Source organism: Faecalimonas sp. LCP19S3_D12 (genome assembly GCF_052121495.1).
GTDB lineage: Bacteria > Bacillota > Clostridia > Lachnospirales > Lachnospiraceae > Faecalimonas.
On sequence record NZ_JBQKED010000008.1, the window covers coordinates 1 to 15,042 of the forward strand.

The 15,042-nt window shown below is 41.6% G+C and carries 17 protein-coding genes; 16 read left to right on the top strand and 1 reads right to left on the bottom strand.

Features of this window, described 5'->3' with window-relative positions:
- From ACTQXY_RS03560 to ACTQXY_RS03600, 9 genes are all read left to right on the top strand, one after another.
- Positions 1–355: transposase (locus ACTQXY_RS03560; RefSeq protein ID WP_441658302.1), on the top strand; the 355-nt coding region annotated here is incomplete at its 5' end.
- A 512-nt stretch (positions 356–867) separates the two neighbouring features.
- On the top strand, positions 868–1,740 hold the full coding sequence (locus ACTQXY_RS03565; RefSeq protein WP_441658303.1) for a transporter substrate-binding domain-containing protein: 873 nt from the start codon (positions 868–870) through the stop codon (positions 1,738–1,740).
- Between the two features lie 22 nt (positions 1,741–1,762).
- On the top strand, positions 1,763–2,422 hold the full coding sequence (locus ACTQXY_RS03570; protein ID WP_441658304.1) for an ABC transporter permease subunit: 660 nt from the start codon (positions 1,763–1,765) through the stop codon (positions 2,420–2,422).
- On the top strand, positions 2,403–3,077 hold the full coding sequence (locus tag ACTQXY_RS03575) for an amino acid ABC transporter permease (RefSeq protein WP_004612080.1): 675 nt from the start codon (positions 2,403–2,405) through the stop codon (positions 3,075–3,077). The genes ACTQXY_RS03570 and ACTQXY_RS03575 overlap by 20 nt, the downstream gene beginning before the upstream one ends.
- Before the next feature lies 1 nt (position 3,078).
- Positions 3,079–3,831 (top strand): ATP-binding cassette domain-containing protein, encoded by a 753-nt coding sequence (locus tag ACTQXY_RS03580; protein ID WP_441658305.1) that lies wholly within the window; start codon positions 3,079–3,081, stop codon positions 3,829–3,831.
- A gap of 234 nt (positions 3,832–4,065) precedes the next feature.
- Positions 4,066–4,569 carry a GreA/GreB family elongation factor gene (locus tag ACTQXY_RS03585; RefSeq protein WP_029158218.1) on the top strand — a complete coding sequence of 168 codons (504 nt, stop codon included), beginning with the start codon at positions 4,066–4,068 and terminating at the stop codon, positions 4,567–4,569.
- A gap of 102 nt (positions 4,570–4,671) precedes the next feature.
- Positions 4,672–5,433, top strand: coding sequence for an N-acetylmuramoyl-L-alanine amidase (locus ACTQXY_RS03590; protein WP_022250126.1), 762 nt, complete (start codon positions 4,672–4,674; stop codon positions 5,431–5,433).
- A gap of 32 nt (positions 5,434–5,465) precedes the next feature.
- On the top strand, positions 5,466–6,227 hold the full coding sequence (locus tag ACTQXY_RS03595) for a sigma-70 domain-containing protein (protein WP_441658306.1): 762 nt from the start codon (positions 5,466–5,468) through the stop codon (positions 6,225–6,227).
- Positions 6,224–7,009 carry a ParA family protein gene (locus tag ACTQXY_RS03600; protein ID WP_441658307.1) on the top strand — a complete coding sequence of 262 codons (786 nt, stop codon included), beginning with the start codon at positions 6,224–6,226 and terminating at the stop codon, positions 7,007–7,009. Before ACTQXY_RS03595 ends, ACTQXY_RS03600 begins: the two co-directional genes overlap by 4 nt.
- 35 nt (positions 7,010–7,044) lie before the next feature.
- Here the strand turns inward: ACTQXY_RS03600 and ACTQXY_RS03605 are convergent, their stop codons facing one another.
- A complete protein-coding gene (locus ACTQXY_RS03605) occupies positions 7,045–7,758 on the bottom strand; it encodes a phosphatase (protein ID WP_441658308.1) in 714 nt (237 codons plus the stop codon).
- 224 nt (positions 7,759–7,982) lie between these two features.
- Between ACTQXY_RS03605 and ACTQXY_RS03610 the strand changes: the two genes are divergently transcribed.
- The 7 genes from ACTQXY_RS03610 to ACTQXY_RS03640 all read left to right on the top strand — a co-directional run bounded on the left by ACTQXY_RS03610 (position 7,983) and on the right by ACTQXY_RS03640 (position 15,032).
- Positions 7,983–10,514 (top strand): pyruvate formate lyase family protein, encoded by a 2,532-nt coding sequence (locus tag ACTQXY_RS03610; RefSeq protein ID WP_441658384.1) that lies wholly within the window; start codon positions 7,983–7,985, stop codon positions 10,512–10,514.
- 25 nt (positions 10,515–10,539) lie between these two features.
- Positions 10,540–11,331 (top strand): glycyl-radical enzyme activating protein, encoded by a 792-nt coding sequence (locus tag ACTQXY_RS03615; protein ID WP_441658309.1) that lies wholly within the window; start codon positions 10,540–10,542, stop codon positions 11,329–11,331.
- A gap of 2 nt (positions 11,332–11,333) precedes the next feature.
- Positions 11,334–11,711 carry a BMC domain-containing protein gene (locus ACTQXY_RS03620; RefSeq protein WP_441658310.1) on the top strand — a complete coding sequence of 126 codons (378 nt, stop codon included), beginning with the start codon at positions 11,334–11,336 and terminating at the stop codon, positions 11,709–11,711.
- A gap of 6 nt (positions 11,712–11,717) precedes the next feature.
- Positions 11,718–12,179 carry a EutP/PduV family microcompartment system protein gene (locus ACTQXY_RS03625; RefSeq protein WP_441658311.1) on the top strand — a complete coding sequence of 154 codons (462 nt, stop codon included), beginning with the start codon at positions 11,718–11,720 and terminating at the stop codon, positions 12,177–12,179.
- Between the two features lie 126 nt (positions 12,180–12,305).
- Positions 12,306–13,109 (top strand): class II aldolase/adducin family protein, encoded by an 804-nt coding sequence (locus ACTQXY_RS03630; protein ID WP_441658312.1) that lies wholly within the window; start codon positions 12,306–12,308, stop codon positions 13,107–13,109.
- Between the two features lie 28 nt (positions 13,110–13,137).
- Entirely contained in the window at positions 13,138–13,653 is a 516-nt protein-coding gene (locus tag ACTQXY_RS03635; RefSeq protein ID WP_441658313.1) for a heme-binding protein, read from the top strand.
- The gene (locus ACTQXY_RS03640; RefSeq protein WP_441658314.1) at positions 13,644–15,032 is read left to right on the top strand and encodes an aldehyde dehydrogenase family protein; all 1,389 of its coding nucleotides are present in this window, start codon (positions 13,644–13,646) and stop codon (positions 15,030–15,032) included. Before ACTQXY_RS03635 ends, ACTQXY_RS03640 begins: the two co-directional genes overlap by 10 nt.
- Positions 15,033–15,042 lie beyond the last annotated feature (10 nt).

Here is a 15,042-nt window from a genome sequence, read left to right on the forward strand (position 1 = left end):
CATCAGTTACCGGATGGGCGCAATGATCCTTGCTGAAATCGGAGATTTCAGCCGTTTTGATTCCGCAGATAAGATCCTTGCATATGCAGGAATGTCTCCCTCCACTTATCAATCCGGGCAGTTAGATAACTGTTATTCTCATATGGAGAAACGAGGTTCCAGATACCTCCGGTACGCCCTTTATAATGCCACAAAATATGTCTGTCACTGGGATAAATCTTTTGGTGCATATCTTGAAAAGAAACGCTCGGAAGGCAAGCATTATAATGTCGCATTATCTCATGCCACTAAGAAGCTTGTGCGCTTAATTTTTGCAATGGAAAAATCAGGAAAAGCATACCTGCCAGTAGCTTAATTTTTTCTGTAACTATCTCCTTTTAGAGTGCCAGCAACGACACTCTGTTTGTCATGCAGTTTTCAAGGTTCAACTATATCTGAAATGCATTTTTGCAATTCATTTAAAAACCTTTCATTTTAGACTTGACTTTTAATAGTTAGTCTTTCGTTTACCTATTATATCACTAGGTATATCATTTTTAAAGAAAAATAAAATAACCTATTGACATAGTGGGTAAATAGGTGTAATATTACAACAACGAATTTGAGTAGACTATGATTAAGGAGGCGAGTGCAATGAAAATTTATAACATTACTGTAAATAATATGATGTGTTTCTGTCGAATGATTTTTTCCCGGGCATTTTTATATGGCCAGGTGTTTCGACATACATTGCTGTGCGCCTGTAAAGAGCATTTAGATTAAATGTTACATATGCCATTTTGTCCGGGAGTTGAAAGACTCCCGTTTTTTTTCGCTCAATTTCGGACAAATGTAAAAGCACAATAAGAGAAAGAGAGGATATTTATTATGAGAAAGAAGTTTTTGAAAAAAATCAGTACAGTAGGTCTTGCAACGGTGGCGGCAGTTGGATTATTAGCAGGATGCGGAAAGACAGACCAGTCGTCAAAATCATCAAAAACAACCTATAGAACAGTGGATGAGATTAAGAAAAGCGGTACCATCAATATAGGCGTATTTTCAGATAAAGCTCCATTTGGGTATGTAGATGAAAATGGAGAGTATCAGGGATACGATATTTATTTTGCCGAAAGACTTGGAAAGGATCTCGGGGTAAAGATTAACTATGTATCTACCGAGGCGGCGAACCGTATTGAGTATCTGCAGACTGGGAAGGTTGATGTGATTCTTGCAAACTTTACAGTGACAGATGAAAGAGCAGAAGAAGTTGATTTTGCTTTGCCATACATGAATGTTTCTCTTGGTGTGGTGTCACACAAGGATCATGTGATAACTGACTTGAGTCAGGTCGGTGCAGATGAACAGGTGATTGTAATTTCGGGAACTACAGCAGAGACTTATCTGACGAAGAATTATCCGGATATTAAATTACAGAAATTTGATACATATGCAGCAGCAAAAAGTGCATTTGAGAATGGAACCGGAGTTGCATGGGCGAATGACAACACAGAAGTTATAGCATTTGCGAAAGAAAATGAAGGGTATACCATTGGAATTGACTCACTTGGAAGTTCGGATACGATTGCACCGGCTGTTACAAAAGGAAACACTTCTCTGTTAGACTGGCTGAATGAAGAAATAGAGACATTGGGAAAAGAGAAATTTTTCCATAAAGATTATGAGGAAACGCTTGTGGATGCTTACGGACTTGATTACGAAGATACGCTGGTAGTAGAAAGTGGTGTTGTGGAGAGCAACTAACGGAAGGAGATAAAATCAAAGAATGAATTGGGAAGCAATGAAATCATACCTTCCGCTATATGAGAAGGCTTGTATATTAACTTTAAAGATTGGTTGGATTGGTATTTTGTTTGCGATTGTAATTGGCTTGTTCTGTGCTTTGATTCGGCATTATAAAGTGCCGGTTCTTAGCACAATCGCAGGAGGATATATCGAATTATTCCGGAATACTCCATTGCTGGTACAGCTGTTTTTTCTGTATTTTGGTTTGCCGAAATTGGGAATATCCATTGGAGCAGAATTTTGCGGAGTGTTAGGATTGGCGCTTTTGGGCGGCGCATATATGGCGGAAGCTTTTCGAAGCGGTTTAGAGTCCGTAGAACAAATCCAGATGGAAAGCGCGCTTTCGCTGGGAATGAGCAGGCAGCAGGCGGTGAGGCATATTATTCTCCCGCAGGCGATTTCAATCAGTGTACCGGCATTTGTCGCGAATATCATATTTTTGCTGAAGGAGACGAGTGTGTTTTCTGCAATCAGTTTGATGGATTTGATGTTTACAGCAAAAGACTTGATAGGCTTGTATTATAAAACAACGGAATGCCTTGTGCTGCTTGTGATTTTTTATCTCATTATTTTATTGCCGGTATCCCTTATGGGGAGCATTGTAGAAAGGAAGGTGCGTTATGCAGGATTTGGGGTTTGATGTTTTGCTAAAAGGATCTAACATGCAGCGTCTTCTGATAGGGCTTTGGACCTCTTTGCGAATCAGCTTGATAGCAGTTGTGATTAGTATTTTTCTCGGCTTGATAGTGGGAGTTTTAATGACAAGGAAAAATATAATTCTCAAGGTGTTCACCCGTGTTTATTTAGAAATTGTAAGAATTATGCCTCAGCTGGTATTACTTTTTATTGTTTTCTTTGGAGCGACCAGAGTGTTTGGAATCGATATTGAGGCAGAAAAAGCATCTATTATTGTATTTAGTTTTTGGGGAACAGCGGAAATGGCGGATCTTGTCCGCGGTGCATTGATCAGCATTCCAAAACACCAATATGAGAGTGCAAAAGCATTGGGCATGAGTGAGCTGCAAATCTATTTACATATTGTAATGCCGCAGACATTGCGAAGATTAATTCCACTGTCCATGAATCTCATCACAAGAATGATCAAGACAACTAGCTTGATTATGATGATTGGGGTGGTCGAAGTCTTAAAAGTTGGTCAGCAGATTATTGAGGCGAACCGTACTTCGTCTCCAAATGCGGCATTTGGTGTTTTTGCAGCGGTATTTGTCTTATACTTTATTGCATGCTGGCCGATCAGTATGTTTTCAAAATACTTGGAAAGGAAATGGGTATAATATGGCGGAAGAATTGATAAAAATAGAGCAGGTTACAAAGAAATACAATGAAAATGTTATTTTCGAGGATTTGTCATTATCTATTCGAAAAGGAGAGGTTGTAGTGATTGTTGGTCCTTCCGGATGCGGGAAAAGCACCCTTCTTCGGTGTATGAATGGGCTGGAACCTATCGAAAAGGGAACAATCAGTTATTGTGGAGAAACCGTAGATGGCAGATCTAAAAATATTATGGAGATTCGTCAGAAAGTGGGGATGGTGTTTCAAAGCTATGAGCTTTTCCCGCATAAGACAATCCTTCAAAATATCACATTGGCGCCGAAATTGGTGCAGAGTCGGAATAAGAAGGAGACAGAGGCAGAAGCATTGGAACTTTTAAAACGGGTCGGGCTGGAAGAGAAGAAAGACAGCTATCCACGTCAACTTTCTGGAGGACAGAAACAGCGTGTTGCAATTGTGCGGGCTCTTTGCATGCATCCGGAAGTACTTTTGTTTGATGAGGTGACAGCGGCACTGGATCCGGAGATGGTGCGGGAGGTGCTTGAGGTACTTTTGGATCTCGCAAAACAGGGACGTACGATGGTTATCGTGACGCATGAAATGTCTTTTGCAAAGGCAATAGCAGATCGTGTAATCTTTTTAGATAAAGGAATCATTGTGGAGGAAGGAAAAGCAGAAGAGTTTTTTGAACACCCGAAAACAGAGCGGGCGCAGAGATTTCTTCATACATTTACATACGAAAAAGTGAAAAAATAATTGTGAAGAAAAGTTACAATCCTGCCGGCAGTTGCCAGCATTACATAAACGTGATAAGATATCAATAAGAGAACAATCATTTACTTGAGTTATCGTTGCGGATTTCCAACATAGAACCACCCTTATACCTTTGCGGTCAGGGTGGAATTTTCTATGTCTGCGGAATTTCAGGATAATTTCTTGCGAGCGGTTGTTTCTTTTGAAAATAGAAAAATCCAGCTAGGAGTGGTGAGCGTGTATAATCAATTGACACAAAAAGATATTGATGCAATGAAAGCGGAGATAGAACATCGAAAAGTCGTGGTGCGAAAAGAGCTATTGGAAGATGTGAAAGAGGCGAGAGCACATGGTGATCTGAGTGAAAATTTTGAATACCATGCTGCGAAGAAAGAAAAAAACAGGAACGAAAGCAGAATACGGTATTTGGAAAGAATGATAAAGACAGCAGAAGTGATCAGTGATGAATCAAAAGACGATGAAATCGGACTGAACAAGATTGTGGAATTGTATTTTGAAGACGAAGATGATGTAGAGACATATAAAATTGTGACGACTGTGCGTGGAAATTCTCTTCAGGGACTTGTAAGTACAGAGTCTCCGATTGGAAAAGCACTGCTCGGACACAAGGTGGGGGACAAAGTGTGGATTCCGATCAACGCTAATGCAGGATACTATGTAGTTGTGAAGTCAATCAAAATAGCGGATCCGGATGAGGAAGATAAACTGAGAAGTTTTTAATTAAATTGGAAATGCGGGCAGTATTTTGTGATTGATTAAAAGTGACACATAAATATGCGGTGCACATATAATGGTATATAAAGAAAACATAGGAGAGATTTTATGCCATATTCAATTATGCTCGATGCCGGACACGGGGGACGTGATCCCGGTGCAGTCTATCAGGGACGGCAGGAAAAGGATGATACGCTCCGCCTGACGCTGGCAATCGGGGAAATTTTACAAAATAACGGGATTGATGTAGAATATACGAGAACGACGGACATCTACGAGTCGCCGCTTCAAAAAGCGCAGGAAGCAAATGCCGCGGGAGTGGATTTTTTCGTATCGATTCACCGCAATTCGTTTCCGACTGACAATGTTGTGTCAGGAGTGGAATCTTTGGTGTATGATTTGTCGGGAATCAAATATGAAATGGCAAAAAACATCAATGCACAGTTAGAGACGGTCGGGTTTGTGAATCTTGGTGTGAAGGCGAGACCGAATCTTATCGTGCTTCGGAGGACAAAGATGCCGGCAGTGTTGGTGGAAGTGGGATTTATCAACTCTGATGTGGACAATGAATTGTTTGACAGCCATTTTTATGATATTGCACAGGCAATCGCAGAGGGGATTTTAGATACACTGGAGGTTGAAAATGCACCGAGTACAAATAGATATAAAGTACAGACAGGGGCGTTTCGGAATGAGGTGTATGCAAACAACCTGAAAAATGAACTGACAGAGATGGATTTCCCGGCACGTGTGGAACAGTCTAACGGCTTCTTCCGTGTGATGGTCGGAAATTATGGGACACTGGACGAGGCGACTGCGATGGAGCAAAGATTAAAAAGAGCTGGATATCAGACGGTTATCGTGACATAATAGAGATACACAAGAACAATATGGAGGTATATATGGGAGGAAGAATAGAATTTCGTGAAAAACTAAGCGGTATTTTGAAGATGGCAGAAGAGAATGGATGCCAGATTACAATAGACGAGGTAGAATGTTATTTTGAAGAGGAACATTTGTCAAAGGAACAGATAGAATTAGTCTTCGACTATCTTTTAGCGCAAAAGATAGTCGTAAAAGGCTATGAGAAGACTGGCGGAAGTGTGACGAGCAGTGAGGAAAACAAGGCTGTATTTACTGAGGAAGAACAACGATATCTTAAAGAGTATATGAAAGATATTGGCGGAGTGAGAGAGGCTGCTGAAGAAGAACGAGAAGCGTTGTTTGAAAAAGCATTGGAAGGAGACGCACTGGCAAAAAGCAGGCTGGTGGAGATATATCTGCCGGAAGTTGTGGAAATTGCAAAAGAGCTGTATCACCCGGAAGTATTTTGGGGAGATCTCGTTCAGGAGGGAAATGTCGGACTGATTCTCGGTGTAGATATGATAGACGATTTGGACAAGGCACAGGACGTGATTCGCAGAGAGATCAGACAGGCTATTCAAATGTTGATCGAAGAACAGACGGAATTAAAAAACAGAGACAAGAAGATGGTAGAAAAGGTGAATACACTGGATGAAAGTATTCAAGCATTGACAGAGGAACTTGGGCGTAAGGTGACGCTCGAGGAGCTTGCAGTGTACATGGGAATGTCAGAAGAAGAGGTGGAAGATATTCTGCGGTTGACAGGAGAAGAGACACAAGAGGAGGAAGCGCAGCAATGAAGACGCAAGTAATTTGTTTTGCGAACAATAAAGGTGGAAGTGGAAAATCGACGACATGTGCAAATGTTGGGTATGCGCTGACACAGCTTGGAAAGAAAGTGCTACTGATTGACGGGGACATGCAGTTGAATCTGTCACTTTCGTTTTTTTCGGAAGAGGATGTGCTAAAGTTTGCGCAAAGTGAAGAGAATCTTTATTATGCGATCAAGAATCAGAAAGAGTTAAAAAATTATATCATATCCACGCCTTATGAGAATTTGGATATGATACCATCTTCAACACTGATGAGTTCAATAGAGTATGAGTTGTTCACAAAATGGCAGAGAGAATTTATCTTGAAAAAAGGAATTACAAGTATCAAAGAGTCTGAAGAATACGACTACATATTGATTGATGCACCTCCGACACTTGGCGGTTGGGTAATGAACATCCTGTGTGCGTCCGATGGAATTGTGATACCGGTTGAGGCGTCGCCTTGGGGGCTGTTTGGACTTGGTAATATGTTCGAGTTCTTGGAAGAAGTAAAGCAGGTTGCAACAGATTTGAAAGTGCTCGGAATTGCGGTTACAAAAGTGGATACAAGAAAGAGCTATTTTAAACAGACAATTGACTCTCTGAAAAATTTGGAAGAAGTTCCTGTATTTGAAACCTATATCCGCGTGGACAGCAATGTGGAATGGTCGCAGGATAATAATATGCCGATTATGGCTTACAAAAAGGGTAGCAGAAGTGCGCAGGAGTATATGCTCCTGACAGAGGAGATTTTGAAGTTAACAGAATAAGAAAAAGAGGCGTTTGCAAGTGCAGAGGCCTCTTTTTAAACATATCCGAGAAAATCTTTAAAATTTTTAGAGGAAGTATTCAATATCAGTGTTTCTGGAAAAGCTAGTTCCCGAATTAATTCTAGTGCATATTGAAAATCCCCAATATGTTCAGTGCCATGACTGTCACTTGATAGCACAATCGGATGATTATATTTTTGGGAGAGTCTTAAAATCGTCCTTATATTTTCTCTCGTGTCTCCGCGGTAACCATCGGGACTTAGCGAACTGTTATTAACCTCTAACACGACATGATAGTGAATGGCTGCGACAATCAATGCTTCGTAGTCGACCGGATATTTCACGTCATCACAATGTCCGACAATCTTTACCTTTGGATGGTTCATTGCATTTATGTAGGCAAAAGTATTTTTTTCGATAGTATCTGGTTTTTTATTTGGAAGATGCATGCTGATGATGGCATAGTCCAACTTTTCTAAAATCTTATCATCTAAATCGACAGTCCCGTCATTATCCAAAATATTTAATTCCACGCCGTACAAGAGTTCAATTCCGCATCGTTTTTTGGGGGCGTATGCCAAATTGCGAAAATAGGAACTGCGGCTAGAGTGTACGGTAGCGGGACCGTGATCGCTGATTCCAAGCATGTTCAAATTGCGTTTGGCAGCCTGTTTTGCTAGATCAGTAATGGTGCTTAAAGAGGCGTGCCCGCTTGCGATAGAATGTGTATGTGGGTCAAATTCAAACATGATGTGTTAGTCCTTTCTGAGTATTTCTATATTAAGTATGCACTGTTTCCGGTTTCCTGTCAATCAAAAACAAAAAAAACCAACATATAAACAACTAAAAGGTGCATAAAACAACAAAAATATTGTTGTGTAATGTTGAATTTGTTTTGTTTTTCATTTATAATGAGAAAATAACTAGGTATATTAGGATGATTATAAAAAGACTACAAGGAGGAAGAATGGCAATGGGACTTTATACTTATCACAGTGAAAGTATTCCAAAAACAGAGCGAATCAGCAGGCTGGTAGAGAATCTGTTTGCGAAGATGCCAGAAATTGAATCAGCAAGAGCAGTTTTACTTACGGAATCTTATAGAGCAACAGAGAATGAGCCGATGATTATAAGACGTGCAAAAGCATTTGAGCATATTTTGAAGAACATTCCGATCGTTATTCGAGATGAAGAGTTAATTGTAGGCAGTACAACACTTGCACCGAGAGGTTGTCAGACGTATCCAGAATTCTCGTTTGAGTGGTTGGAAGATGAGTTTGATACAGTGGCAACAAGAACAGCCGATCCGTTCTATATTTCAGAGAAGACAAAGCAGGATCTCCGAGAAGTACACAAGTACTGGAAAGGGAAGACGACAAGTGAATTGGCAACTTCCTATATGGCGCCCGAGACGATTCGTGCAATCAATCACAATATTTTCACACCAGGAAATTATTTTTACAATGGTGTAGGGCATGTGACAGTTCAGTATGAGAAAGTGCTGGCGATTGGATATGAAGGAATCATTGCAGAGGCGGAAGCAGAATTGGCAAAATGTAATGTGGGAGATGATAATTATGCGAAAAGATCTCACTTCTTAGAGGCGGTTATTATAAGCTGCAAGGCAGTCATTACTTATGCACAGAGATATGCAGAGCTTGCTGCTAGAGAAGCACAAGCTTGTACAGATGTAAGGCGAAAGGAAGAACTTAGGAGGATTGCAGAGAATTGTTCTCGTGTTCCGGCAAAAGGTGCAACCACCTTTTATGAGGCGTGTCAGTCATTCTGGTTTGTACAGCAGCTTCTTCAGATTGAATCAAGCGGTCATTCAATTTCGCCGGGAAGATTCGATCAGTATATGTACCCTTATTATAAAGAAGATTTGGACAGCGGGAATCTGACAAGAGAGTTTGCACAGGAATTGATGGACTGTATTTGGGTGAAATTAAATGACTTGAATAAATGTCGAGATGCCGCATCAGCAGAAGGGTTTGCTGGATATAGTTTGTTCCAAAATCTGATTGCGGGAGGCCAGAATGAAGATGGAATGGATGTGACGAATGATTTGTCTTTCATGAGTATTCAGGCTTCAATGCATGTGATGCTTCCGCAGCCATCGTTTTCTGTTCGCGTGTGGAATGGAACGCCGCATGAGTTTATGATAAAAGCTGCGGAACTGACTCGTACGGGAATTGGACTTCCGGCGTATTACAATGATGAGGTGATTATTCCGGCGCTTGTGAACCGAGGACTTACACTGGCAGATGCGCGTGAATACAATATTATAGGCTGTGTAGAACCGCAAAAAGCTGGTAAGACAGAAGGATGGCATGATGCGGCGTTCTTTAATATGTGCAGACCGTTGGAACTAGTATTTTCAAATGGTGTGGACAAGGGAGAACAGATCAGCGTTCAGACTGGAAATGTAGAAGAGATGACTACATTTGAAGAATTTTTTGATGCTTACAAAGCACAGATGAATTACAATATTGAACTTCTGGTCAATGCGGACAATGCGATTGACGTTGCACATGCAGAGAGATGTCCGCTACCATTCTTATCTTGCATGGTTGATGACTGTATTAAGCGAGGCAAGACGGTACAGGAAGGCGGTGCTATATATAATTTTACAGGTCCACAGGGATTTGGTGTTGCCAATATGGCGGATTCCCTGTATGCGATCAAGAAATTGGTATATGATCAGAAAAAAATTTCGATCACGGACTACAAAAAAGCACTGTTAACGAACTATGGAAAAGGGATGGATGCCACAAGTATTTCTGAGATGACAGCCCAGATTGCAGAAAGCCTGAAAGAGGCAGGACGTTCGATAGGAGAAAAAGAGGTTGCAGCCATTCTGTCAGTTGTGAAGGAAGTTTCGGAGTCGCAGGAAGTCAGACAAAGCGGCGAGAAGCTATTGAATATGATTGAGGAAATTCCGAAATTTGGTAATGATGTTCCGGAGGTGGATGCATTTGCGAGAGAGGTAGCGTACACCTACACAAAACCGCTTGAGACATTCAAGAACCCAAGAGGCGGAATCTATCAGGCAGGACTCTATCCGGTATCTGCGAATGTTCCGCTGGGAGCGCAGACAGGTGCAACACCTGATGGAAGATTGGCACATACACCGGTGGCAGACGGAGTATCTCCATCCGCGGGAAAGGATGTGCATGGACCTACAGCGGCGGCAAATTCTGTGGCAAGATTGGATCACTACATTGCGTCGAACGGAACGCTGTTCAATCAGAAATTCCATCCTTCTGCACTGAGCGGAAGGGCAGGGCTTGAAAATTTCGTGGCTTTGATTCGTTCCTATTTTGATCAGAAAGGAAGCCACATGCAATTTAATGTTGTCAGCAGAGAGACCCTTTTGGACGCGCAGAAACATCCGGAACAATATAAACATCTTGTAGTGCGAGTGGCGGGATATAGTGCGTTATTCACAACATTGTCGCGTTCTCTTCAGGACGATATTATCAATCGTACGGAACAGGGCTTCTAATGTGAAGAGAGAAAGGTGAGACAACGTGGATTATAAGAAAACAAAAGGGCGTATTTTTGATATCCAACGATTTTCCATACATGATGGAAATGGAATCCGAACGATTGTATTTCTGAAAGGGTGTGTACTTCGGTGTCGTTGGTGCTGTAACCCGGAATCGCAGGAATATGACATTCAGACAATGATGGTTCAGGGAAAACCGAAGATTATCGGACAAGATATCACGGTGGAAGAAGTGATGGAGACGGTGGAAAAGGATCGCCCATACTATCGACGTTCGGGCGGCGGTCTTACCCTGTCGGGCGGAGAGAGTCTATGTCAGCCGGAATTTGCAAGGGATTTACTGAGAGCCGCAAAAGAAGTCGGAATCAATACGGCGATGGAGAGCATGGGATACGCATCTTATGATGTAATAGAAAGTATTCTTCCATATTTGGATCAGTATCTGCTTGATATCAAACATATGAATCCGGAAAAGCATAGACAATTTACAGGATGTTCGAATGAATTGATGCTGGAAAATGCGAAGAAAATTGCGGATTCTAACATGACAGAATTAAGTATCCGCGTTCCGGTCATACCGGGATTTAACGATCGCGTGAACGAGATTGAAGCAATTGCTTCTTATGCGGCGAGTCTGAATGGAGTGAAGAGATTGTATCTTCTTCCATATCACAGACTGGGGCAAGATAAATACGATGGGCTTGGAAGGGAATATTTTATGAAAGAAGTGCTTCCGCCGTCGAATGAACAGATGCAGACGTTATTGGGAGTGGCAGAGCGAGTATCCGGTCTGCCATGTCAGATAGGAGGGTGAGAATGGATATACAGGATTTATTAACCAATGAAGGAAAAGTGAGAATCATTCAGGAACTGGTTCCGGGAAAGCAGATTACAATTGCTCACCTGATTGCGAATCCAGATAATGAACTATATGAAAAGTTGGGATTGAATCCGAATATTGATTATTCCAAATCGGCAATCGGAATTGTTACGATTAGTCCGGCGGAGACGGCAGTGATCGCCGCGGACATTGCGGTGAAATCAGCCGGAGTGGAACTGGGATTTGTAGACCGTTTCAGCGGAACACTGATCGTGACCGGCACAGTTTCTGAGACGGAGGCGGCACTGAAAGCAATCTTAGATTATGTAGAAGAAAAAATGGGATTTACAGTGTGCAATATGACAAGGACGTAAGAGACTATGAAAAAGATTGTATTGATGGGAAGAAGTGAATGTGGAAAGACAACTTTGACACAGGCACTTCGGGGCGAGAAGATAGAGTACCATAAGACACAGTATGTGAATCATTTTGATGTGGTGATCGACACACCCGGAGAATATGCGCAGACGAAATCACTTGGTTATGCGTTGGCATTATATTCTTATGAAGCAGATGTGATTGGACTTTTATTATCTTCGACGGAACCATATTCGCTGTATCCCCCGAATGTAACGCCGATGGCGAACCGGGAAGTTATTGGGATTGTGACTAAAGTGGATGTGGAAGGCGGAGATCCGAAGAGAGCCGAAAGATGGCTGAGGCTTGCTGGATGTAAAAAAATATTCTTTGTGAATTCAAAAGCCAATGAAGGGGTTCCGGAATTGTTGGAATATCTTCGTGAAGAGGGTGACATCATGCCGTGGGAAGAAGAAAACCAATAAAAAACAACATCTATTAATATTGACGCATGTGGTTTTATGTGTTAATATTGGGATAGAAACAACAAAAAACAACAAAAGTAGGCGGATTGTGAAGAATTTGTCTAAAATCCAAGGAGGAATTAAGGAATGCAAAACGAATTCGAATTGAAAAAATTGATGTGTGAGATCGGAAGAAGGGTTTATAACAGAGGAATGGTTGCTGCAAATGATGGTAACTTTTCTGTGAAATTAAATGACAATGAATTTTTATGTACACCAACAGGTGTTAGCAAAGGGTTTATGACACCTGAATATATTTGTAAAGTAGATGCAAAAGGAAATGTACTTCAGGCGAATGGAAATTTCAGACCATCTTCTGAAATTAAGATGCACATGCGTGTATATGAAAAAAGACCAGATGTTGGTGCGGTAGTACATGCTCACCCAAGCTACGCTACATCATTTGCTATCGCAGGTATTCCTTTGACAGCACCAATTATGCCGGAAGCCGTTATCGCTTTGGGATGTGTTCCGATTGCAAAATATGGTACACCTTCTACAATGGAGATTCCGGACGCTGTAGAAGAATACTTACCATACTTTGATCAGGTATTATTGGAGAACCACGGTGCATTGACATGGTCAACAGACTTAATGAGTGCATATCACAAAATGGAATCTGTTGAATTCTACGCAGAGTTACTGTACAAATCAAAAATGCTTGGAGGACCAAAAGAGTTTGACAAAGAGCAGATTGAAAAATTATATGAGATTAGAAGACAAATGGGATTGCCTGGAAAACATCCTGCAAATCTTTGTCCTAATGCAAAAGCAGGTAAAGAAAGCTGCCATAGCTGTGGAGGTTCTTGCAAGAGTGCGGTACAGGGAACACCGGATGCAGAATTAGTATCTTCTATTACGAAAAAAGTAATGGAACAGTTAGGTCTGTAATTAGAACTTTGAATTGAGAGGAAATGCTATGGACGAACAGATGATTTCAAAAGCGGTGGAGGAAGTTCTCAGAAGAATGAACTCTGAGCGGAAGATACCAGCGCATCAGTGCCGATGTAAAAAGCACAAGATGACATTGGCGTTGGCGAAATCTTTAATCCAAAAAGTTGAACAAAAAGCAGAAGAGATTGGGTTGCCGGTGGCGATTGCGGTCTCGGATCATGCTGGAAGAATCACTGCGGTTCATTGCATGGATGGTGCATATATTGCAAGTTATGATATTGCAGTGAATAAGACATTTACTTCGGCGGGGCTTAAGATGTCTACCGCAGAACTTGCGAATTTAAGTCAGCCGGGACAGCCGTTATATGGCATTCAGCATACGAATGAAGGAAAGATTGTCATATTTGGCGGCGGAGAGCCTTTGGAAATAGATGGAAAGATAATTGGAGCTATAGGGGTAAGCGGTGGTACTGCTGAACAGGATACTATGCTTGCGGCCTATGGAAAAGAAGTGCTGAAGGAGGTAATTTCGTGTCTGTAAATGAACAGATGGTTCAGGACGTTGTGAAGGAAGTGATGGCGAAACTTCAGCTTTCTTCTGAACCGAGTGCGAAGCTTGGAGTATTTCATGATATGAATGATGCAATCGCAGCGGCTAAGAAAGCACAAGTTTATGTTCACAGAATGTCGATGGATCAAAGAGAACATATCATCTCCAACATCCGTAAAAAAACACATGAGAATGCAGAAATATTAGCGCGTATGGGTGTTGAGGAGACGGGAATGGGTAACGTTCCTCATAAAATTTTAAAACATCAGTTAGTGGCTGAGAAAACCCCTGGAACAGAAGATATTACAACAACTGCATGGTCGGGAGATAAGGGTCTGACGCTTATTGAAATGGGACCGTTTGGTGTGATTGGGGCGATTACACCGTGTACAAATCCAAGTGAGACGATTATTTGTAATACGATTGGTATGCTGGCAGGCGGAAATACAGTTGTATTTAATCCTCATCCAGCTGCGATTCGGACATCATTATATGCAATTAATATGCTGAATGAAGCTTGTGTGGAAGCTGGAGGACCAGAAAATATTGCGTGTACTGTTTTTAAACCGACATTAGAAACGAGCAATATTATGATGAAACATAAGGATATTCAGTTGATTGCGGCGACAGGAGGTCCTGGAGTTGTAACAGCAGTATTATCTTCTGGAAGAAGAGGTATCGGAGCAGGTGCAGGAAACCCGCCAGCACTTGTGGATGAGACAGCAGATGTGAGAAAGGCAGCAGAGGACATTGTGAATGGATGTACATTTGACAATAATCTTCCATGTATTGCTGAAAAGGAGATCGTGGCAGTCGAATCCATCTCAGATGAATTGATGCACTATATGGTTGCAGAACAAGGATGTTATCATGCATCCGGTGAGGAGATAGAAAGATTAGTGAATACTGTGCTCACGCCAAAAGGGCTTAACAGAAAGTGTGTAGGGCGTGATGCGAAGACGCTTCTTGGAATGATTGGAGTTACAGTACCAGATAATATCAGATGTATTGTATTTGAAGGTGAAAAAGAACATCCGTTGATTGCGGAAGAGTTGATGATGCCTATTCTCGGAGTTGTAAAAGCGAAAGATTTTGAAGATGCAGTGGAAAAAGCAGTTTGGCTTGAGCATGGCAACCGCCACTCCGCTCACATCCATTCAAAGAACATTGATAATATTACCACGTATGCAAAGGCGATTGATACAGCTATTTTAGTAAAGAACGCACCGTCTTATGCAGCTCTTGGCTTTGGCGGAGAAGGATTTTGTACATTTACAATTGCAAGCCGTACTGGAGAAGGGCTTACAAGTGCAAGTACATTTACAAAAAGAAGACGTTGCGTAATGGCAGAGAGCCTGTGCATCCGTTGATGGGAGGAAA